Source organism: Vibrio sp. Y51_MX_L26, assembly GCF_024181935.1.
GTDB classification, from domain to species: Bacteria; Pseudomonadota; Gammaproteobacteria; order Enterobacterales; family Vibrionaceae; genus Vibrio; species Vibrio diabolicus.
This window is the reverse complement of the sequence record NZ_JAMZAS010000009.1, coordinates 68360-89392: the sequence shown is the minus strand read 5'-3', so window position 1 is coordinate 89392 and position 21033 is coordinate 68360. Positions and strand designations below refer to the sequence as shown.

The window sequence follows — 21033 nt, the reverse complement described above, 5'->3', positions numbered from 1 at the left end:
AAGTCGTTCACAGGGGGTGAATGTAAGGATTTTAGACCACGGTTTAGGTCTCCAAGGATGTAGCTCGGATGCTTGGTGATTTAGAAAGGGGTTTAGATAGGTAGGGAGCCTATCTGATAAGGATGGTCATCTCGTCTGACGGTTAAGACAGTGAAACGGATCAGGCACAGGAAGTTGCTCAGTAGACAGGAAGTAAACGGATAGCCAAAACTCATCAGGAAGATGAAAAACAACTCTTTTTGGCAGGGAAAGCTCGAAAAACAAAGGGATCATTGGTGCACCAAATGTGTGCAACACAGTTTCGCCAATTGATGGCACTTAGAAAGCGACAGTCTGACTGTCGCTTTTTTTATATTCTTTTCTCTTGGTAAGTCGCAATCTGAATTACGATTACTGCACTTATTTACTTCGATGGGTTGTAAACAAAGTTTTTTAACAAAAATTGCTGAAAAAATGCTCAGTAACACTCCAATCTGAGTTCACTTTCTGGTATGTTTCGCATCCCTGTTTGAGGAAGTCAGCATGCATACCTGTCCTTTATGCCAAAATCAGCGTACTCACCACTATTTTGAAGATAAGCGACGTGAATATCTTCAATGTGAGCAGTGCAGTTTGGTGTTTGTGAATCCAGACCAACGTTTGGATGCGGAAACCGAAAAAGCTCACTATGATTTGCATGAGAACAACCCTGAAGATTTAGGTTACCGACGCTTTTTGTCGCGTATTGCTGACCCGATAACAGAGCGAATTTCTCCACAATCAAATGGTATCGACTTTGGTTGTGGTCCTGGCCCAACGCTCTCCTTGATGCTGGAAGAGGCGGGGCACAACATGGCGTTGTACGATCTCTACTACCACCCTGATACGTCGGTTTTAGAAAAAACGTATGACTTCATGACAGCAACAGAGGTGATAGAGCACCTCTACCACCCAGATTTGGTGTGGAAGCAATGGTTGAATTTAGTTAAGCCAGGGGGCTGGATAGGCCTGATGACGAAAATGGTTATCGACGTGGAGGCTTTCAAATCATGGCATTATAAGAACGATCTCACTCATGTAGTGTTCTTTAGTCGTGACACGTTCCAGTTCCTAGCAGAGCGGGATAAGCTCGAACTCGAATTTATTGGTAATGATGTAATTTTACTGAGGAAACCCCAGTAATGAGCCGTAGTAAAAAATCTAGAAAGCCAGGTGCCGCTGGCGCACCTGAGTTTGTTGTAACTCGTAACCGTACAGAATCTGATGTGGAAGGCCGCCTACGCAAGCGTGCTAAAAAGCGCAAAGGCTTGAAAACGGGTAACCGTAACTCAGAAGTTAACGAGCAGAAAAAGCAAGCTGCTGCACAAAACCGCGACCCGCGTTTAGGCAGTAAAAAGAAAATTCCTCTGGTTGTTGAGCCTGCGAAGAAAATGACGAAGCAAGAGCGTCGTTTGTCGGCAGAGCAAGAACTAGAGATGCTAGAAAATGACGCGCAATTGAACGTGTTGCTAGACCGTATTGAAGCGGGTGAAAACCTAGGCACAGGTCTACAGAAATACGTCGATGAGAAGCTCGATCGCATTGAGAAGCTAATGGACCAACTAGGTTTGTTGGAACCTGAAGAAGAGGAAGACTTCACTGCTCCTGCTGAGAAAAGCACGCGCAATGATGATGACTTGCTGGCAGATTTCGACGACATTAACTTCGACGACTACAAAGGATAATTAAGCTATGAATGTAACCTTATTAGCTATTGCTGGTGTTGTGATTATCATCGCACTTGCTTCTTATGCAGGTTACCTTCTGCTTCAATTGAAAAAGCAAAAGGAATTGCAGCTAAAGCATCAAAAATTGGCGATAGATAAACGTAACGCCAACATTTTTGAGAATGTGCATACCTTGTGTCAGGCGGGTATTCAAGGCCAATGCGATTTGTCTGAAATCAGTATTCGTGTGTATAACATCATGGATTATGTACAAGGTGAAGACCGTGTCGATTTTGATAAAACGTACCCTGCAATTTCTGAGCTTTACCATATCGTGAAAGATATGGCGCGTGGTGAAGAACGCCAACAACTTGCCAAGAAAGAGCGTATGCAACAGAACTTGACGCGTCATAAAGCGGAAAGCCGCCTTACTGACGCGATCATTGAAGAGCTCAAAGTGTTGCAGAAAAACGTCCAGCCACTGAATAATCAAATCAATATTCAGATGATTTAATAGTTACCCCCAATGGTTTCCTTATGACTGCTGGGGGTATCGTGATCACGCTAGCACTTCTTTAGTTTTATAATTAAAAAGCCAGTCGGCGTTGCCACGCTTGTCATCGTCGTATGGCAAAATAGCGGCTCTGAATATCGGGTGACGGTTTTCGTTGCCCTAGCATTTAACGGAAAGTACCACCATGTCGAATCAACACACTGAATCGAAGCAGCAAATCGTCTGGGATCAAGCGGTATTGGATAAGTACAACTATTCCGGTCCTCGCTACACGTCGTACCCAACGGCGCTGGAGTTCCATGAAGCGTTCACCATTTCTGATTATGATATGGCATGCACTCAGTACCCAGACCGCCCATTATCGCTGTACGTGCACATTCCGTTCTGTCACAAGCTTTGTTACTACTGTGGTTGTAATAAAGTCATCACGCGCCACTCGCACAAAGCGGACGAATACCTCGATGTGCTTGAGCATGAGATTCGTCAACGTGCAGCTTTATTGGTGGGCAGAACGGTAACGCAATTGCACTTTGGTGGTGGTACGCCAACGTTCCTTTCTGAAAAGCAAATTACACGCGTAATGAGCCTGTTGCGCCAAGAGTTTACCTTTAGCAGTGATGCTGAAATCAGTATCGAAGTTGACCCGCGTGAAATTCAGATCACCATGTTGGATCACCTGCGTAGCGAAGGCTTTAACCGCTTGAGCATCGGTGTTCAGGACTTCAACAAAGAAGTGCAAAAGCTGGTGAACCGTGAGCAAGATGAAGAGTTCATCTTTGCGATGGTTGCGCGCGCAAAAGAGTTGGGTTTCCGTTCGACAAACCTAGATTTGATCTACGGCTTGCCAAAGCAAACCAAAGACTCTTTTGCCAAGACGTTAGAACAAGTACTGGAAATGCAGCCGGGCCGTCTGTCCGTGTTTAACTACGCGCACATGCCACAGCTATTTGCAGCGCAGCGTAAGATTAAAGACGAAGATCTGCCTAAAGCAGAAGAGAAGATGGCGATTCTGCAAGATACCATCGCGACACTGACTGGTGCTGGCTACCAGTTCATCGGTATGGACCATTTTGCATTGCCTGATGACGAACTTGCCGTTGCTCAGCGCGAAGGTATTTTGCATCGCAACTTCCAAGGCTACACCACACAAGGTGAATGTGATTTGGTTGGCTTTGGTGTCTCTGCAATCTCGATGATCGGCGATGCATACGCGCAAAACCAGAAAGAGCTGAAGAAATACTACGCTCAAGTCAACGAACTTCGTCACGCACTGTGGAAAGGGGTTTCGCTGGATTCTGATGACTTGCTCCGTCGCGAAGTGATCAAGCAGCTGATTTGTAATTTTAAACTAGACAAGAAAGCGATCGAGTCTGAGTTTAAAGTGAAGTTTGATCAGTACTTTAAAGAAGACTTGCAGTTACTTCAGACCTTCATCAACGATGAGCTGGTGGAAGTGGATGACAATGAAATTCGTGTGACGCTGCGAGGTCGTTTGCTGATCCGTAATATTTGTATGAGCTTCGATAAGTACCTGCGAGCGAAGGCGCGTCAGCAACAATTCTCTCGTGTTATCTAATCATAGACGCCGATTCAAGATATAAAAAATGCCAGCAGATGCTGGCATTTTTTTATGTTTTCGCTGGATTTAAGCGCGATCTTTTACTTTTGCTTTCAGTTCCGCTTTTTCTGCTTCTGAAAGGAATGCAATCTCAAGACCATTGATTTGTGCTTGGCGAATCTGGTCTTGGCTCAGACCAGCTGCTGGTGCCGCTACTTCGTATTCGTATGGCAGTTCGATGCCTTCTACCGCTGGATCGTCAGTGTTCAGACACGCAAGAACGCCATGCTCTAGGAACTGTTTGAGAGGGTGGTTTTCTAACGTTTCTACCGTGCTTGTTTGGTAGTTTGATGTTAGGCAAGACTCAATACCAATGCGCTTTTCTGCTAGGTAATCCATCAGTTTTGGATCGTGGATCGCTTTTACGCCGTGACCGATACGAGTTGCGCCCAGCTCATTGATTGCTTGCCACATGCTCTCTGCACCTGCTGCTTCACCAGCGTGAACCGTTACCCCGAGGCCAGCATCGCGTACTTGCTTGAAGTGAGACACAAAGCGATCACCCGGTTGGCCCAGTTCGTCACCCGCCAAGTCGACGGCAACGATGTGATCTTTTTGGCTCAGAATGCCGTCCAGTTCTTGTTGGCACGCGTCGGTGCCAAATGTGCGGCTCATGATGCCGATCAGGTTGGCTTTCACGCCAAAATCACGCATACCCGCTTGCACACCGTCCACGACTGCTTCAACAACACCCGCTACTGGTAACTTGTGTTTCATTGCCATGTAGTATGGTGAGAAACGCAGTTCAGCGTAATCGATTTGAGCGTTTAGTGCGTCTTCTACGTTTTCGTACGCCACACGACGACACGCATCTAGGTCGCCCAGTACCGCAACACCCCAGTCGAGCTTAGAAAGGAAAGCAACAAGAGAGGGTTCCGCTTCGACAATTTGAACGTGAGGAGTTAGAGACTCAATATCGTACGCTGGTAGAGCAATACCAAATTTTTGGCCAAGCTCAAGAATCGTTTTAGTACGAATGTTACCGTCAAGGTGGCGGTGCAAATCAGTAAGAGGAAGGTTCTTCGTTATCATTATGTCGATCCGGATAGTTATGAACTGGAACAGGGCCCAAACATCATCTGTGACAATACATGGGTAAGATTTGCAGTTAAGTATAAATAACAGTTAGGTAGATTGTCAGTAGAGGATGACTAGGAAATCAACGATTCTCGCTCTTTTCTACTTCATGTTAACCAAATGTGTTGGCCACTCTTCTAGTGGCATTGGCCGGCTGTAATAGAAGCCTTGCACTTGGTTGCAGCCTAAAGAGCGTAGTAATTGTGCTTGATTGCTATCCTCTACGCCTTCTGCGACGACATTGGTTTTGAGGCCCGCGGTGATATTGATGACCGCAGCAACGACCGAACTGTCTAAGTTTTCTTGCGTGAGTTGATTGATGAAGGTGCGATCAATCTTTAAACAAGTAAATGGCAGTGAGTGAAGATAACCCAGTGATGAGTAACCGGTACCGAAATCATCGATCGCGATACCAATCCCCATATCACGCAGTTTGGTCATATTTTCCAGTGTGGTTGGTGCGCTATCAATAATGCGCGACTCGGTGATCTCCAGTGTTAGGTTACTGGCGGATAATTTTGTGATATCCAATACGTTGGTCACCGTATCGACAAAATCAGGGCAGGACAGTTGATTAACGGAGATGTTCACATGCAGTTGGAAGTCTGATGGCCACTGATTACTTTGAATGGCTTGGTATGTATCGCGGCAAGCTTGTAACAGAATTTGTTGGCCAATGGCTTTGATCATGCCGCTTTCTTCTGCGATTGGAATAAAATCTAATGGTGACACCATTCCTGAGTCACTGTGCCAGCGCGCCAGCGCTTCTGCGCCACACACATTACCACTAGCGAGATCCACAATAGGTTGATAATGAGGGACAAACTCTTGGTTTTCGATGCCAGTTTGAATCTTAGTCAGCATTTGGGTGCGGAACTTTGAAGCGCTTGCCAGTTCAGGGCTGTAATGACAGACACCGGTCAGTGAGTCTTGCTTGGCGTAGCTTAATGCGATGCTGGCGTTGCGAAGCCACAGCGGCATGGTTTCATTTGGTTGGGTTTGCACAATGCCAAGTGAAATCTTCATCACTACATTCTCACCTTCCACCATAAATGGGGTGGAAAAGAGTTGCTGTAATCGACGCTCGGTTTGTTTAACTTTGGCTTCAGTATCGGCGTTTGAGAGAAACACTGCGAACTCATCACCGCCAATCCGAGCCAGTAACGCGTTATCACTAAACTCTTGTTTTAGCCTTTCTGCGATGCTGACCAACAGTTGATCACCGTTATGATGACCCACACTGTCGTTGATATCTCTAAATTTGTTGATACCAAGTAAAAATAAACTGCCGTGGCACAGGTGAGATTGGTTCTCACAGATTTCGACCAAGCCCTGACGACTGTATAAGCGTGTCAGAGAGTCATAAACCAACTGCTCACGCAACGCTTTAAATGAGGCTCTGAGGTTACTCGTCATCTCATTAAAGGCATGCACAAGTACCGTTGTCTCATACACATAACCAGGTTTTGGCATACTGCTGTCCCAATCGCCATTCGCAAGGTGTTGGGCGGCGTCGGCCGTCGCGTTAATCGGTCTGGTGACTCGGTTGAAAATGATCCAACTGATGGCGATACCAAATAAGCTGACGATAAACCCGACCAGCCAACTCTTTTGTTGGCTTTTCGGCAATGTACCCAGCAACTCGGATTCAGATATAGAGGTGCCAATAAACCATGTTAAACCGTTTTGATCTCGGTATGGGGTTAGTCGGCTGAAAATACGTTGGCCGTCATGCTCAAATGAAAAGGTGTAAGGTTGCTTAGTATTGTTGAGATCAAACGACCGAACGCGGCTCGCACTGATTTTGATGATCGGATCTGCGTTTTCAGCCGCAAACAAACGCTGCCCTTTATCAGAAAACTTTGTGCCCCCTGAGATAACGCTTCCCGGGCCTGAGTGAGCGATTAAACGATGCTCTGGGTCCATGATGTAGACCGAAGCTTTGGTGTTGTATTTTAACTCACGTAGAAATTCGTTAAATGTGTTGATGCGAATGTCTGTCACCAACACGCCAGCAAATTGGTCGTGTTTATACACCGGTGTCATGGCTGACAGCGTAATATCCTGGCGTTCATCGGCATTCGTATAAATCTCAGACCACATCGAGGTTTGAGTCTCTGCGACGGGCGTATACCATGGGCGAGTGCGAGGATCGTATGGAGAGATAACCGTTCGAATGCTATTACTCACATGGTTGGTGCCATAAATAATCAGATCACCATCGGTATATCGATCTTGAACCATTAAGGTGTAATCGTCGGAAAGCTCGCGGCGGAACCCGGCAAAGTCACCGCTTTCTGAACCAAATGCGATGACATCCAACTGCGGTATCGATTGGTAAAGGTTTTTGAATGCACTCAGCAGGTAGCTTTGAATATCTGAGGTGTCGTGAGGGTGATAAAGGTTGTGATAGCTGACGTTATGTGCGAGAGCCATAACTGCAGTAAACGGCTTGCGCAGATAGCTATTAAGGTGGTCGTGGACACTTTCGGTTAACACGGAAAGTTGTTTGTCGCTGATATCTGTGACCACTTCTTCGTAGCTTTGTTTTTGGACGTAGACAATGACACCGATCGCCAGTAAGAAGATCATGACAAATGGAATGAGAACAGCGGTACGCAGTGTAATTTGAGTCGTAGCAGTAGACATTGCCTAATCACATAGATGGTGGTGCGCAACAATTGTACTGATATTTTTGTTAATATCGAGTGACAAACGACTCTCGTTGTTAACGCACCACGTAAGTGATTGTCAGTACAATTCTTTTAATTTTCTGGTAAGCGTGTTTCGCCCCCAGCCTAATACTTTAGCGGCATCTTGCTTGTGACCTTTAGTGTGCTCCAAAGCGGCCTCTAATAAAATGCGCTCAAATTCTGGTAAAGCATAAGAAAGCAGTTCTTTATCTCCTGCTGCGAGTGATTGACGTGCCCAATCCGCCAATTGTTCTTGCCAGCTGCCATGCTCAGAGTCCGAAATGGATTTTTTCTCTTCGAGCAGTTCGCTTGGTAAGTCGTTTGGCAATACCTCGCTACCACTGGCCATGACGGTTAACCAACGGCAAATATTCTCTAATTGACGCACGTTGCCCGGCCAATCAAGGCGGTTAAGAATTTCAACGGTCGACGGATGCAGAGTTTTGGTTTCGACCCCCAGCTCATCAGCCGCTCGGATAAGAAAATGCTGCGTAAGTTTTTCGATGTCCTGCTTACGTTCACGCAATGCCGGAATCTGCACTCGAATCACGTTCAAGCGATGGAATAAATCTTCACGGAAATCGCCTTCATGCACCAGCTTTTCTAAATTCTGGTGTGTTGCCGCGACAATCCTTACGTCGACGCTGATTGGGGAGTGACCGCCCACTCGATAAAACTGTCCATCGGCCAGAACACGCAGCAAACGGGTTTGAATATCTAACGGCATGTCACCGATTTCGTCTAAAAATAGGGTGCCGCCATTGGCTTGTTCGAATCGACCCTGACGAACATTGTTCGCCCCGGTAAATGCCCCTTTTTCATGACCAAACAACTCTGACTCAATCAGATCTTTGGGAATCGCCGCCATATTGAGTGCAATAAAAGGTTTGTTGGCGCGAGGACTATGGCGGTGCAACGCATGAGCAACGAGCTCTTTACCCGTGCCCGATTCACCGTTAATCAATACTGAAATTGAGGAGCGAGAAAGACGGCCAATGGCGCGAAATACTTCTTGCATGGCTGGCGCTTCACCGATGATTTCTGGCGTTTCTGCTGGAATGTCTTCTGGAGAGAGTTGCTCACGTTTATTTTCGTGACTGTGTGCAATCGCTCGCTCAACTAACGTTAAGGTTTCATCGATATCAAAAGGTTTTGGTAAGTATTCAAAGGCGCCTTTTTGGTACGCATTCACTGCCGCATCCAAATCTGAGTGGGCGGTCATGATAATCACGGGAAGGTCTGGGTAATCGCGCTGTACTTGTTTTAGCAGCTCTAATCCATCAATGCCCGGCATGCGAATGTCCGATACCAGCACATCTGGTACTTCGCGTTCGAGCGCCATCAAAACGCTTTCCCCATCGGCATAGGTTTCGCATTTTATGTTGGCAGAGGAGAGCGTTTTCTCCATCACCCAGCGAATGGAACTGTCGTCATCAACGACCCAAACATATCCTTTACTCATGTAGTAATCCTTGCAGCAAACCGAAAAACTGATGCGACTTGAAGTCCATTAGCGCAATCAGATCGGCAAATAAATAGTAAATGTTGTGTGACCAGGCCAGCTTTCTACGTCTATTTTTCCATTGTGCTGGTCGATCAAATTTTGTGAAATAGACAGCCCTAAGCCAGTTCCTCCCTCGCGGCCACTGACCATGGGATAGAACAGCGTGTCTTGTAATTCCGGTGGAATGCCTGGGCCGTTGTCTGTGATTTCGACACGCGCAGCGAGTTTACAGCGTTTGCCGTGAATATTAGCTTGATGCACCGTTCTGGTGCGAATGGTGATTTTACCGTGTTCTTGATGGCTAAGAATTTGCGCTGCATTACTGACGATATTAAGCATCGCCTGTTCGATTTGGTCCGCATCCATCAAAATTTCTGGCAAGCTCGGGTCGTAATCGCGTTCAATCACGATTGAACGTTGCGATTCTAATTCAACCAACTGGCGGACCTTTTCCAGAATTTGATGCAAGTTTTCTTGTGTCTTCTTACCTGGCTTTTGTGGCCCGAGTAATCGATCAACGAGCGCTCTTAAACGGTCGGCTTGCTCAATAATGATGTGCGTATACTCGGTGAGAGAAGGCTCTGGCAGCATTTTTTCTAGCAATTGCGCTGCACCACGTAATCCACCTAGCGGGTTTTTGATCTCATGTGCAAGCCCTCGGACTAACAGTTTCGCCGCTTGTTGTTGGGCGTGCTGGTTCAGTTCTTGAGAGAGTCGGCGCTGTTGATCAATTTTGCGCATCTCGACGAGTAACATCAGTTGTTTTTGCCAAGTGATTGGGCTAACTGTCACCTCTAGCATTAAGGGGCGGCCATCAACAACGAAAGTGACGTCACTGTCGGTGATGCTTTGGCCACTTTGCAATGGTTGAGTGAGCAGCGCGAGATCCAGCGACGCATGTTGAATCAATTGAGAAAGCGATTGTTCAACAATACGTTTCGCGCTTTGAGAAAACAGCAACTCGGCAGCCGGATTGGCATAACGGATAGCCAATCCATCATCAAGAATCAGTGTTGCTGTCACCATGTTGTTGAGAATGGCACTAGGAAGACTGGTATCCACATTACGTCCTTGTTTTGCTTTAAGATTGTGCGTTGCACAATAATGGTGCAATTGAACGTTAAGTATGGCGAATAAATCTCAGAAGAAAAAGTGAAAAGCACCGCAGTGATGCTATTTTTTTCACCAGATATTCTATTTTGCCCCTTTTACGGTCGGCTTAACACTTGCTCTATGTAAATGCACCGTTATAGGGCTAGTAGATGCAATAAGCTTGCCGCTTCTTTTCGCGTGCACGGCCAGTGTGTGTGTGCCTCGGTCAATATTGTTTAACTGCCACGTCATATGGCTTTGTGGCGCACCATAAGGTTTTCCGTCGAGCAGCAGTTGCAACTGTTCGCCGATACCAAGCTTGCGATTGGTTTCCAGTTGAATATTGATGATGCCTCGGTTGCTGCGGATGGTTTCGTTATGTTGAGGAGTCAGCATCGAGAGCTTTAATGGGAGAGGTTTATCGGTTTTCTTTTCCGGCTTGTCTTGTGGCTCTTTCGATGGCTTGGCCTGAGGGGCGAGTGATTCCGTGCTTTCTACCTTAGGAGCGGGTGCGCTGGCTTCAAGGTTTGGCAGCGCGATGGCTTTTGCACCTTGGTTTGGCGTATCACTAAAATGAACCACGCCATTTTTATCTACCCATGTATAAGCAACCTGCGCTGATGCGATGGAGGCGATTAACAATCCGCTGAGAGCACATAGCGATGGAATAAGCTGAACTTTCATTGCTCACCTTCTTTTGATCGATGATTTCACGTTTCAATGGCTTAGCTCTTTGACCTACAAGGTAAAAAGTCCAAGCGTATTTTTATTATCCCCTCATGTTAAACGTCGAATCTTGACTGACGAATACAAAAAAGGCCCGCCTGCGAGGCGAGCCTAATATTTTGTTGCTGTGTTTACATTTTACACAGTGTCGACCTTATACAGAGTAGTAAAGTTCGAACTCAACTGGGTGAGTTGTCATGTTCACGCGCTCTACGTCCTGAGATTTCAGCTCGATGTAAGAGTCGATGAAGTCGTCAGAGAATACACCACCTGCTGTTAGGAATTCACGGTCAGCATCTAGCTCTGCTAGTGCGTCTTTCAGTGAGTATGCAACCGTTGGGATTTCTGCTGCTTCTTCTGCTGGTAGATCGTAAAGGTCTTTATCCATTGCTTCGCCTGGGTGGATCTTGTTCTTAATACCGTCAAGACCAGCCATTAGCATTGATGCAAAGCATAGGTATGGGTTAGCCGCTGGGTCACCAAAGCGAACTTCGATACGACGTGCTTTCGGGCTTGGTACCACAGGGATACGGATTGAAGCAGAGCGGTTACGTGCAGAGTAAGCAAGCATAACTGGCGCTTCGAAGCCTGGTACAAGACGTTTGTACGAGTTTGTTGATGGGTTAGCAAATGCGTTGATTGCACGAGCGTGTTTGATGATACCGCCAATGTAGTAAAGCGCCATTTCAGATAGACCGCCGTACTTGTCACCAGCAAATAGGTTTACACCATCTTTCGCTAGAGATTGGTGAACGTGCATACCGCTACCGTTGTCACCAACAAGTGGTTTAGGCATGAACGTCGCTGTTTTACCAAACGCGTGAGCAACGTTGTGTACAACGTACTTGTAGATTTGGATTTCGTCAGCTTTGGTTGTTAGCGTGTTGAAACGAGTTGCGATTTCGTTTTGACCCGCTGTTGCCACTTCGTGGTGGTGTGCTTCAACAACAAGACCCATCTCTTCCATTACTAGACACATAGCAGAACGGATATCTTGAGATGAATCCACTGGAGCTACAGGGAAGTAACCACCTTTAACGCCTGGACGGTGACCTTTGTTACCTTCTTCGTAATCAGAACCTGTGTTCCATGCTGCTTCTACGTCATCGATCTTGAAGAAAGAGCCTGACATGTCAGTCGCGAACTTCACGTCGTCAAATAGGAAGAATTCTGGCTCAGGACCGATAAGTACAGTATCTGCAACGCCAGTAGAGCGCATGAAGTCTTCAGCGCGTTTTGCGATAGAACGTGGGTCACGGTCGTAGCCTTGCATTGTTGCCGGCTCTAAGATGTCACAACGGATGTTTAGTGTTGCGTCTTCCGTGAATGGGTCAAGCACAGCAGAAGATGCGTCAGGCATCATTACCATGTCTGATTCGTTGATACCTTTCCAGCCAGCAACTGATGAACCATCGAACATTTTACCTTCTTCGAAGAAGTCTGCGTCGATTTGGTGAGCAGGGATCGAAATGTGCTGCTCTTTACCTTTTGTATCAGTGAAGCGTAGGTCAACAAACTTAACTTCGTTTTCTTGGATCAGCGATAGAACGTTTTCTACTGACATCTTGGATAACCTCCAGTGTTAATAAGCGGTAAAAGCTCGATTTATGAATTATTCATGAAACCTGGCATTGATTAATCAATTTGACTTTTCATTAATCGATGCTGTTTTAACTAAAGCCAAAACCGTGCCAAAAAAAATATTCCATTAATTTCAAGCAAGTGTGTTTTTTGGCGCTAGCTTGGTGCAGATGATTGCACCAAAATGATCTTTACTTGCACTGTTGTGGTGCGGAAAATCATTGTTGCACCATAATGTGACAGGCGCATTGCTTATTCAGCCCAGTTTTTGAGCAAGAGTCAATTTGAATTATGCATCGATTGGAATAAAGTTGCGTTTAATCAATTCGTTCTGAGGAAGAAAATGGGCATTAAGCGTAAAAATCGCAGAAATGCTCGGGAGTAGATCACATATTTCTAGGCTTTTTGCTAAAATCTGGTACATTATGGCCGTTTTTTTAATCAGCAAATGTCGCCAGAGAGCACCCGTTCTCAGCGTGGGGGCATTTCATCTATCTAAGTGAATCAATATCCATGGCTACTCCACAGATTGATAAATTAAGAAATATCGCGATCATCGCGCACGTTGACCACGGTAAAACCACGTTGGTTGACAAGCTGCTACAACAATCAGGCACGCTTGAGTCTCGCGGTGAAGCTGAAGAGCGAGTCATGGACTCGAACGACATCGAGAAAGAGCGCGGTATTACCATTCTTGCTAAAAACACAGCAATCGACTGGAACGATTACCGTATCAACATCGTAGATACTCCGGGACACGCGGACTTCGGTGGCGAAGTTGAACGTATCATGTCGATGGTAGACTCTGTACTACTTATCGTTGACGCGGTTGATGGTCCAATGCCTCAAACGCGTTTCGTAACACAAAAAGCGTTTGCTCATGGTCTAAAACCAATCGTTGTTATCAACAAGATTGACCGCCCGGGCGCACGTCCTGAGTGGGTTATGGACCAAGTGTTCGACCTATTCGACAACCTAGGTGCTTCTGACGAACAGTTAGACTTTAAAGTGGTTTACGCTTCTGCTCTTAACGGTTGGGCTTCTCTAGAAGAAGGCGAAACTGGCGAGAACATGGAACCGCTATTCGAAACTATCGTTGGCGAAGTAGCTGCGCCAGAAGTTGACCTAGATGGTCCACTACAGATGCAAATCTCTCAGTTGGATTACAGCTCTTACGTTGGCGTTATCGGCGTTGGCCGTGTAACTCGTGGTAGCGTTAAGCCAAACCAGCAAGTAACGGTTGTTGGTGCAGACGGCAAAACTCGCAACGGTAAAGTGGGCACAGTAATGGGCTACCTAGGCCTAGAGCGTCACGAAGTTGAGCAAGCGAACGCGGGTGATATCATTGCAATCACTGGTCTTGGCGAGCTTAAAATCTCTGACACTATCTGTGCACAAAACGCAGTAGAAGCACTACCAGCACTGTCTGTTGATGAACCAACAGTAACCATGACGTTCCAAGTAAACACGTCTCCATTCGCTGGTAAAGAAGGTAAGTTCGTCACTTCACGTAACATCCTTGAGCGTCTAGAGAAGGAACTGGTACACAACGTTGCACTGCGCGTTGAACAAACAGACGATCCAGACAAATTCCGCGTATCAGGCCGTGGTGAGCTTCACCTGTCTATCCTGATCGAAAACATGCGTCGTGAAGGCTTCGAGCTTGCCGTATCTCGTCCAGAAGTAATCATCAAAGAAGAAGATGGTCAGCTAATGGAACCGTTTGAAACGGTAACTATCGACGTAATGGAAGAGCACCAAGGCGGTATCATGGAGAATATCGGCCTACGTAAAGGTGAGCTGAAAGATATGGCTCCAGACGGTAAAGGCCGTGTACGTATGGACTTCATCATGCCATCTCGTGGTCTGATCGGCTTCCAAACGGAATTCATGACACTGACTTCTGGTTCTGGTCTTCTATACCATACGTTTGACCACTACGGCCCACACAAAGGCGGTAACATCGGTCAGCGTATCAACGGTGTTCTGATTGCTAACGCTGCGGGTAAAGCGCTAACTAACGCACTGTTCAACCTTCAAGAACGTGGTCGTCTATTTATCGGTCACGGTGTGGAAGTTTACGAAGGCATGGTCATCGGTATTCACAGCCGCGACAACGACCTAACAGTAAACGCACTGAAAGGTAAGCAGCTAACCAACGTTCGTGCATCTGGTACCGATGACGCACAGGTTCTAACTCCGCCAATCATCATGACGCTAGAGCAAGCGCTTGAGTTCATCGATGACGACGAGCTAGTAGAAGTAACACCTGAAAGCATCCGTATCCGTAAGAAATTCCTAACGGAAAGCGATCGTAAACGTGCTTCTCGTGGCGCGAAATAATTTTCGTTAAGAGATTCAATTAAGAAGAAGCCCTGAGTTATGCTCAGGGTTTTTTGTATCTAGAGAATGAACATATCAGCATGAAGCCAATTGTGATTACTGGTGGCCCAGGTGCGGGGAAAACCACCCTACTGAATGCATTAGAGCGGCAAGGGTATGCGACGTTTGCAGAGAGCTCTCGTACGCTGATTGAACAGCAAAACCAGTTAGACGACGGTATCTTGCCGTGGACGAACCTGCCTGAGTTTGCTCAATTGTGTCTCGACTTGATGAGCAAGCAAAAGAGTGATGCGCGTTGTCATGACGTTGCGTTTGTTGATCGCGCCATCCCTGACATCATTGCATACCTACAAGTGGGCGGTTGTAAGGTTGACCAAGCTTTCTTAACCGAAAGTGCTGGGTACCATAGTCAGGTGTTTACTTGTCGACCTGATGCATCCATTTATGTGCAAGATGAAGTGCGTCCACACATCTTTGAAGAAGCATTGGAGATTCATCAATCCTTAGTGGATATCTATGCTGAGTTGGGTTACGAAGTGGTCGAAGTGCCATGGGGCAGTGTGCTAGAACGAGTAGGCTTTGTTCGAAGAGTCATCGGTTTAGTTGATGAGGTCGCAGACTAAAACCTCCTCGCTAGGAGGAGGTTTGAATCATTTACTTTTGATTGAGCTTTTGCAGGAATTTATCAGACTCTGCAATCGCTTCGTTCATCTGTTTGATGGCAAACTGAATGTCTTTCTCTAGACTAGAAAATTCACCTTGTAGAGAGCCAATCGCACTCGCGTTAAGGTTGTGTTTCAAGTACAACGTGTTGTCGCGCAGTGTATTTAGTACCGGCGTCATCTTTTTCTCTGCACGCTTCATTGCGCTAAGCATGGTTTTGTACGAGGCTTTGGTTTCACGTAGCTTTTGCTCGCTTGAACGGCGCAATTTCGCGCTCGAGTACAGCTCTAGTTCGTCTTGCCATTCATCAAACAGTGCGCCGGAAACGTCTTCAATCGCAGCTATGCGGTCACGAACGTCTTGCGCCGCTTTTTCGCTGTCTTCGTACTTGTCATTGATTTTGTTGTAGACACTTTCTAGCTCACCACCATCAAAATTAGTGATCGCAGATAAGGCTTCGAGCGCACTGGTGAATTCTTCTTGTGCATCTTGTTGAGATTCTTTGGCATCTTCAACGCGGTCGACCATAATATCTCGTTTATGGTACCCAACTTGCTCCATCGCGGAGTAATAAGCAGATTGACACCCTGTTAAAGTGAAAATTGATAGTACAATTGCTAATAAATAAGGCATTCTTATGTCCTCGACAATAGGGTCTGCCGACCTTTTGTGGTTGTTTTTTTGTTCGATATAAAAGCGTTTTAATCGCGGCGAGAGGGTTGTAGCATAGTCATTCTAAGCAAAACGCCTCTCAACAAAGAGTAAAACGCTTCTAGACGAACCCTTCGGGCAGCGCTTGTGGTTTCTTTCTACTGCGTTATCGGCTTCTCTGGTAGGTTAACTACAATTCAAAGCCTCTGCCTTGTATAAAGAACCCACAAACTGCTGCAAAAATCAGCTCAAAAGGTCAACAGACCCTTATTATGGGATGAACTATGAACCAGTTATCAGAGAGTTACAAGGCAAGATTAATCAATCTACTGCCAAGTTGCGTCGCGTTTTTTAAGTATCTTCTTAAGCGATTAACGCATGATCGCGTCAATGTGAACGCGGGCTATCTTGCCTACATTACCTTGTTATCCATCGTGCCAATGCTGACGGTATTGTTATCAATATTGTCGAAATTTCCCGTTTTTGCGAACGTCGGTGAGGTGTTGCAAGGCTACATTATTGAGAATTTTGTTCCGGCATCTGGGGAAGCTGTACATACGGCATTGCAGGAATTTGTGGCGAATACGGGCAAAATGAGCGCGGTTGGCGGTGGGTTTTTATTCATTGCTGCAGTCATGCTGATTTCGAACATTGATAAGAACTTAAACTACATTTGGCGAGTTAAAGATAAGCGCCGTTTAGTATTTTCATTCTCTATGTATTGGATGGTACTCACGTTAGGGCCGATCATGGTCGGTGCGAGTATCGCGGCTACATCGTACGTGACCTCACTGCAAATTTTAGAGAACGAGACATTATCTGGTGCGTTCAATCTGTTTTTACGTTGGTTACCGCTGTTGTTGTCTTTTTTCGCTTTCCTTGGCTTATATATTCTGGTGCCGAATAAAAAAGTGCACCTGGCTCATGGCGCGATGGGGGCAGCAGTCGCTGCGATACTGTTCGAATTAAGTAAAAAGGGCTTTGCACTCTACATCACGCAGTTTCCGTCTTATCAGCTCATTTACGGCGCGTTAGCCGCGATTCCTATCTTGTTTGTTTGGGTGTATTTATGCTGGATGATCGTGTTATTGGGTGCGGAAGTCACAGCTGCGCTTGGTGAGCGAGAGCACTGGAGTGAAGATTTAGACATGATACACTCGACCGCTGAATCTCAGTTAACAGATGAAGGAAGCGAGAGTAGTGATAGCGCTAATTCAACGAGTCAGTGAAGCTGCCGTCCGTGTGGATGGTGAAGTCGTAGGGGAAATTGATCGTGGTCTGCTGGTCTTATTAGGAGTAGAGAAAGACGACGATGAGGCCAAAGCAAAACGCTTGATGGAGCGTGTTACGACCTACCGCGTGTTCGAAGATGATGAAGGTAAGATGAACCTGAACGTCAAACAGGTAGAAGGCAAAGTGCTGGTGGTTTCTCAATTTACGTTACCTGCGGATACAAAAAAAGGCACTCGTGCTGGCTTTTCTCGCGGTGCGCATCCTGCTGATGCTGAGCGCTTGTATGATTACTTTTCTGATTTGTGTGAACAAGTTTTACCCACACAGCGTGGCCGCTTCGCTGCCGATATGAAAGTGTCCTTAGTGAATGACGGTCCGGTGACGTTTTGGTTGCAGATCTAGTCTGGTAACACAAGCGCCATGGTCTAAGCTTTAACTCCAAGCTCATGGAATTGGCTTGGAGTGATTTTCCCGACATTTATTAGTGTTGTGCTTTCAAAGGATTGATATGTTCAAACTCATTACTCCCAAAACCGATAATCAGATAAACAAGTATTATCAGTTTCGCTGGCAACTGCTTCGTGAGCCATGGCGTATGCCAATTGGCTCTGAACGCGATGAATACGATGAAATGAGCCATCACCGTATGATTGTTGATGGCCGAGGTCGTCCTATGGCGATCGGTCGTTTATACATTACGCCGGATAATGATGGCCAAATCCGCTATATGGCGGTTAAAAATAATCGCCGCAGTAAAGGTATGGGCTCGCTGGTTCTGGTCGCGCTAGAGTCGTTAGCACGCCAAGAAGGGGCGAAGCGCTTGGTGTGTAATGCCCGTGAAGATGCCATCGCCTTTTACGAGAAAAATGGCTTTGAGCGTCGCGGTGAACTGACCGACGAGCGCGGTCCTGTGCGTCACCAGCAAATGGTGAAACCATTGGATCCGATGGCGAATGTGTTGCGTCGCCCAGAATGGTGCACTGAACTTCAGCAGCGCTGGGAGCAACAGATCCCAATTAGCGACAAAATGGGGATAAAAATTAACCAGTACACGGGTTACCAGTTTGAATGTTGCGCGCAACTTAATCCAAACCTTAATCCGCATAACACCATGTTTGCGGGGTCGGCTTTTACTTTAGCCACCTTGACGGGGTGGGGTATGACGTGGCTGCTGCTTAAAGAGCGCGGTTTGCATGGTGATATTGTATTGGCCGACAGCTCGATTCGTTATCGTCAACCAGTCGAACAAAACCCCGTGGCGAGTACTTCGTTGGATGGGATCAGTGGTGACCTAGATCGATTGGAGTCAGGGCGTAAAGCACGCATCGTCATTCACGTGGTGATTTATAGTGGCGACACGCCAGCCGTAGATTTTGTTGGTACCTATATGCTGATACCGAACTATTCGCAATTACTCAGCTGTTAATTGAGAGGGCGCCTTACTGATCTGTAGGGCGCTTATCTGTTTCGTTTTCTCGCTCTGTCGGTGGGAGGATTTGTTCCTCTGTGGTGGGATCAGTGACAGATGCTTCGTCTTCTTCGACAATTTCTTCGGAAAATTCTTCCTCTTGAATCTCCACATTGATGTTATCAATCGCAGTTGGCAGCTCCATGGCTGATTCACTTGTTTGTGGAGTGCTTTCAACATCAGCCGGTGCTTTTGATGCTAGTGCTTTTAAACACTCGTTATGATGGGTTTCGCCATTGAGTAGATCACCTTCAACGCTCCCGCACGACTCTTTCAATTGATAAGCAATGCCACTTAGCGGGTTGTTGGCCATATCAAACTCGCCCCAAACCTTACCACTCATGGCTTTCCCAGAAATGGTGACTGGTTCTATGGCGACTTCCCCTCGTTGCGCGCTTAAACGCAGCGGACTTAAGGTAATGGCTTTGAGCGAATGATCCGCTTGGGATTTTAAACGGGTATCTCGTAGGTTGGCTTCCACTTCACCCGATAAGCTGTAGGCCAGCATGTTGCGATCACCTGATAACCCTTGTAGATCGAGGCTGAGATCGGAAAAACCATCAATGGCCAGTGTGTTGGGTAAATAATCGTGGAAGAGTGATAAGGGAATGCCATCGGCATTGAGGTTGAGTGCCCAAGGCTGGCTCGGAGTACTTAGGTCTATCTGTCCGACGCCTTCTACGTAGCCTTGCTCGAGTGGTGCAAAAAGGCGTGTCAGTTGCCAAAAGCCATTCTCACTTTGCATGGCAAGTGCAGCATGAGACGTGAGCACTTGGTTATAACTGGCGTTGACTACGCTAGCTTCCAGCTCCCCATGCCAAAGGCCCCAACGTTGATTGACCTGTTTAAGATCAAGCTGTTGCCCTTCGATGTTTAAACCGGAGAACTGCCAATAAGGTTCGTGAGATAGCTGAATGATTTGGCTGCGCTCGATGTCGAGTCGTTGGACTGTGACATGATCTAACTTACTGATGGCGGCGTGCCACCAGTTTTGGTTATCTTCAGGTTGTATTGCCCACTTGAGGCCTTGAATGGAGGCTTCTTCGAGTTGCCATTGCGTTGGAGTGAACACCCCAGAGACCTGCACACGACCTTGCTGCCAATCTAAGCTGAGCTCGTTGAGTTGGATTTTTCCAGGCTTGATAACAGCACTTAAACGTGGCTCTATTGCGGTTTGCTGTTGGAATCGGACGCTATCCGCCTGCAATGAAACTTGAGCCGTTGTCTCCCAGAGAGACAGTGGCAGTGTGGCGTTTTCTACGGAGAGCTCTAAGTTTTGCCAGTGCCAATCGCCCCATTCAATATCGGCGTTCAGTAAGTCTAAGCTATTAATGTGATTAATCTTGAATGGTATTGCTTGCCAAGGCTTAGCAAGCAGTGATTGGAGCTGGATATGATTGAGTTGCAACTTATTGATGGTCACATTCACTAAAGACCAGCCTTGTGGATACTGCTCGCCTTGCCCTGAAATTTGACTGTTACGCCAGTTAAATGAAGTGCCATAGAGCGTACTGTCTTGCGGTTTGTAGTCCATGTCGACCAAGACCTGATTAAAGGCTTCGCCATTCCAATAGATCTGGTCGGCTGCAAGTTGAACCTCGCCATATGGTATTAACTGGCCATTCCACTGTGGTGATTGAATTTGAAGGTCAATGCCATTACCAGAAAACTGCTCGTCGGCGTAATCAATATTTTTGAGCGCGATTTGATGGAACAAAACGTTATCTAAAGGCGGGAGCTTTGGCGCGCCATACTGCAAATTAAGTCCATCAATCAATAAGCTATCAACGATCCATTTACCATCGCGATAAACATCGGGATTCATCCATAAATCGACTTGCTCGATATAAGAAGCGTCGTCTACGTTTGTGTTCACACCCTGTAAAGTTAGGTGGTAGGGAAAATCGTAACGCACGCTTTCTGCTTGAAAGGGCAAGGAAATGCTGTTTGATAGCAGACGCCAAGTTGCATCGGCGTAAGATGTTGTTAACAGCGCAATCATAGTGGCCGGAATGGCAACTAAGATAACCAGTAACAGAATTAGAACTCGACGCGCTGTTTTCATCCCTGCTAGAACCTACGTTTGCTATTAAATAAAACTAGATAGGCTTTAGCTTGTATCAATATTCTGCGGTATTCAATAAAAAGCCCCTCAAAAGAGGGGCTTGAAGCGGTTTTTTTTGTA

Annotated in this window: 17 protein-coding genes; 9 read left to right on the top strand and 8 right to left on the bottom strand. The window is 46.5% G+C overall.

Annotation, left to right across the window (positions count from 1 at the left end; genetic code table 11):
* The first annotated feature begins 522 nt into the window (after positions 1-522).
* The 4 genes from NL645_RS17395 (at position 523) to hemN (ending at position 3775) form a co-directional block, all read left to right on the top strand.
* Positions 523-1161: a class I SAM-dependent methyltransferase gene (locus tag NL645_RS17395; protein WP_005394454.1), complete on the top strand. Its 639-nt coding sequence runs from the start codon at positions 523-525 to the stop codon at positions 1159-1161.
* Entirely contained in the window at positions 1161-1703 is a 543-nt protein-coding gene (gene yihI, locus NL645_RS17390; RefSeq protein WP_005394455.1) for a Der GTPase-activating protein YihI, read from the top strand. The genes NL645_RS17395 and yihI overlap by 1 nt, the downstream gene beginning before the upstream one ends.
* Positions 1704-1710: 7 nt before the next feature.
* On the top strand, positions 1711-2199 hold the full coding sequence (locus NL645_RS17385; RefSeq protein WP_005379254.1) for a DUF2489 domain-containing protein: 489 nt from the start codon (positions 1711-1713) through the stop codon (positions 2197-2199).
* Between the two features lie 184 nt (positions 2200-2383).
* A complete protein-coding gene (hemN, locus tag NL645_RS17380) occupies positions 2384-3775 on the top strand; it encodes an oxygen-independent coproporphyrinogen III oxidase (RefSeq protein WP_048624602.1) in 1392 nt (463 codons plus the stop codon).
* A gap of 69 nt (positions 3776-3844) precedes the next feature.
* On the opposite strand, the gene add is transcribed toward hemN, so the two are convergent.
* The 6 genes from add to glnA form a co-directional block, all read right to left on the bottom strand.
* Positions 3845-4849 (bottom strand): adenosine deaminase, encoded by a 1005-nt coding sequence (add, locus tag NL645_RS17375; RefSeq protein ID WP_253652109.1) that lies wholly within the window; start codon positions 4847-4849, stop codon positions 3845-3847.
* 147 nt (positions 4850-4996) lie between these two features.
* Positions 4997-7543: an EAL domain-containing protein gene (locus tag NL645_RS17370; protein ID WP_253652108.1), complete on the bottom strand. Its 2547-nt coding sequence runs from the start codon at positions 7541-7543 to the stop codon at positions 4997-4999.
* Positions 7544-7645: 102 nt separating this feature from the next.
* The gene (gene glnG / locus NL645_RS17365; protein ID WP_005395036.1) at positions 7646-9049 is read right to left on the bottom strand and encodes a nitrogen regulation protein NR(I); all 1404 of its coding nucleotides are present in this window, start codon (positions 9047-9049) and stop codon (positions 7646-7648) included.
* A 57-nt stretch (positions 9050-9106) separates the two neighbouring features.
* On the bottom strand, positions 9107-10153 hold the full coding sequence (glnL, locus tag NL645_RS17360; RefSeq protein ID WP_005395035.1) for a nitrogen regulation protein NR(II): 1047 nt from the start codon (positions 10151-10153) through the stop codon (positions 9107-9109).
* 132 nt (positions 10154-10285) lie between these two features.
* The gene (locus tag NL645_RS17355) at positions 10286-10867 is read right to left on the bottom strand and encodes a DUF4124 domain-containing protein (RefSeq protein ID WP_104971134.1); all 582 of its coding nucleotides are present in this window, start codon (positions 10865-10867) and stop codon (positions 10286-10288) included.
* A gap of 196 nt (positions 10868-11063) precedes the next feature.
* A complete protein-coding gene (gene glnA / locus NL645_RS17350; protein WP_005395023.1) occupies positions 11064-12473 on the bottom strand; it encodes a glutamate--ammonia ligase in 1410 nt (469 codons plus the stop codon).
* 530 nt (positions 12474-13003) lie between these two features.
* On the opposite strand from glnA, the gene typA reads away from it, so the two are divergent.
* Complete coding sequence (gene typA, locus NL645_RS17345) at positions 13004-14833, top strand: translational GTPase TypA (RefSeq protein WP_253652107.1); 1830 nt, start codon at positions 13004-13006, stop codon at positions 14831-14833.
* Between the two features lie 80 nt (positions 14834-14913).
* Positions 14914-15456: an AAA family ATPase gene (locus tag NL645_RS17340; protein ID WP_253652106.1), complete on the top strand. Its 543-nt coding sequence runs from the start codon at positions 14914-14916 to the stop codon at positions 15454-15456.
* Positions 15457-15487: 31 nt separating this feature from the next.
* Here the strand turns inward: NL645_RS17340 and NL645_RS17335 are convergent, their stop codons facing one another.
* Positions 15488-16129, bottom strand: coding sequence for a DUF2959 domain-containing protein (locus NL645_RS17335; protein WP_031780441.1), 642 nt, complete (start codon positions 16127-16129; stop codon positions 15488-15490).
* A gap of 302 nt (positions 16130-16431) precedes the next feature.
* Between NL645_RS17335 and NL645_RS17330 the strand changes: the two genes are divergently transcribed.
* The 3 genes from NL645_RS17330 to NL645_RS17320 all read left to right on the top strand — a co-directional run bounded on the left by NL645_RS17330 (position 16432) and on the right by NL645_RS17320 (position 18806).
* Positions 16432-17376 (top strand): virulence factor BrkB family protein, encoded by a 945-nt coding sequence (locus tag NL645_RS17330; protein ID WP_005379281.1) that lies wholly within the window; start codon positions 16432-16434, stop codon positions 17374-17376.
* Positions 17348-17782 (top strand): D-aminoacyl-tRNA deacylase, encoded by a 435-nt coding sequence (dtd, locus tag NL645_RS17325; RefSeq protein WP_253652105.1) that lies wholly within the window; start codon positions 17348-17350, stop codon positions 17780-17782. The genes NL645_RS17330 and dtd overlap by 29 nt, the downstream gene beginning before the upstream one ends.
* A gap of 106 nt (positions 17783-17888) precedes the next feature.
* Complete coding sequence (locus NL645_RS17320) at positions 17889-18806, top strand: bifunctional GNAT family N-acetyltransferase/hotdog fold thioesterase (protein ID WP_005395003.1); 918 nt, start codon at positions 17889-17891, stop codon at positions 18804-18806.
* 13 nt (positions 18807-18819) lie between these two features.
* Here the strand turns inward: NL645_RS17320 and NL645_RS17315 are convergent, their stop codons facing one another.
* The gene (locus NL645_RS17315; protein ID WP_253652104.1) at positions 18820-20913 is read right to left on the bottom strand and encodes an AsmA family protein; all 2094 of its coding nucleotides are present in this window, start codon (positions 20911-20913) and stop codon (positions 18820-18822) included.
* Positions 20914-21033 lie beyond the last annotated feature (120 nt).

Coding starts and splice junctions, on each gene's coding strand:
- NL645_RS17315 (WP_253652104.1), bottom strand. CDS start 20,913: ATGAAAACAGCGCGTCGAGTTCTAATTCTGTTACTGGTTATCTTAGTT.
- NL645_RS17385 (WP_005379254.1), top strand. CDS start 1,711: ATGAATGTAACCTTATTAGCTATTGCTGGTGTTGTGATTATCATCGCA.
- typA (WP_253652107.1), top strand. CDS start 13,004: ATGGCTACTCCACAGATTGATAAATTAAGAAATATCGCGATCATCGCG.
- NL645_RS17340 (WP_253652106.1), top strand. CDS start 14,914: ATGAAGCCAATTGTGATTACTGGTGGCCCAGGTGCGGGGAAAACCACC.
- NL645_RS17330 (WP_005379281.1), top strand. CDS start 16,432: ATGAACCAGTTATCAGAGAGTTACAAGGCAAGATTAATCAATCTACTG.
- glnG (WP_005395036.1), bottom strand. CDS start 9,049: ATGAGTAAAGGATATGTTTGGGTCGTTGATGACGACAGTTCCATTCGC.
- hemN (WP_048624602.1), top strand. CDS start 2,384: ATGTCGAATCAACACACTGAATCGAAGCAGCAAATCGTCTGGGATCAA.
- glnA (WP_005395023.1), bottom strand. CDS start 12,473: ATGTCAGTAGAAAACGTTCTATCGCTGATCCAAGAAAACGAAGTTAAG.
- NL645_RS17335 (WP_031780441.1), bottom strand. CDS start 16,129: ATGCCTTATTTATTAGCAATTGTACTATCAATTTTCACTTTAACAGGG.
- NL645_RS17355 (WP_104971134.1), bottom strand. CDS start 10,867: ATGAAAGTTCAGCTTATTCCATCGCTATGTGCTCTCAGCGGATTGTTA.
- NL645_RS17320 (WP_005395003.1), top strand. CDS start 17,889: ATGTTCAAACTCATTACTCCCAAAACCGATAATCAGATAAACAAGTAT.
- yihI (WP_005394455.1), top strand. CDS start 1,161: ATGAGCCGTAGTAAAAAATCTAGAAAGCCAGGTGCCGCTGGCGCACCT.
- add (WP_253652109.1), bottom strand. CDS start 4,849: ATGATAACGAAGAACCTTCCTCTTACTGATTTGCACCGCCACCTTGAC.
- NL645_RS17370 (WP_253652108.1), bottom strand. CDS start 7,543: ATGTCTACTGCTACGACTCAAATTACACTGCGTACCGCTGTTCTCATT.
- NL645_RS17395 (WP_005394454.1), top strand. CDS start 523: ATGCATACCTGTCCTTTATGCCAAAATCAGCGTACTCACCACTATTTT.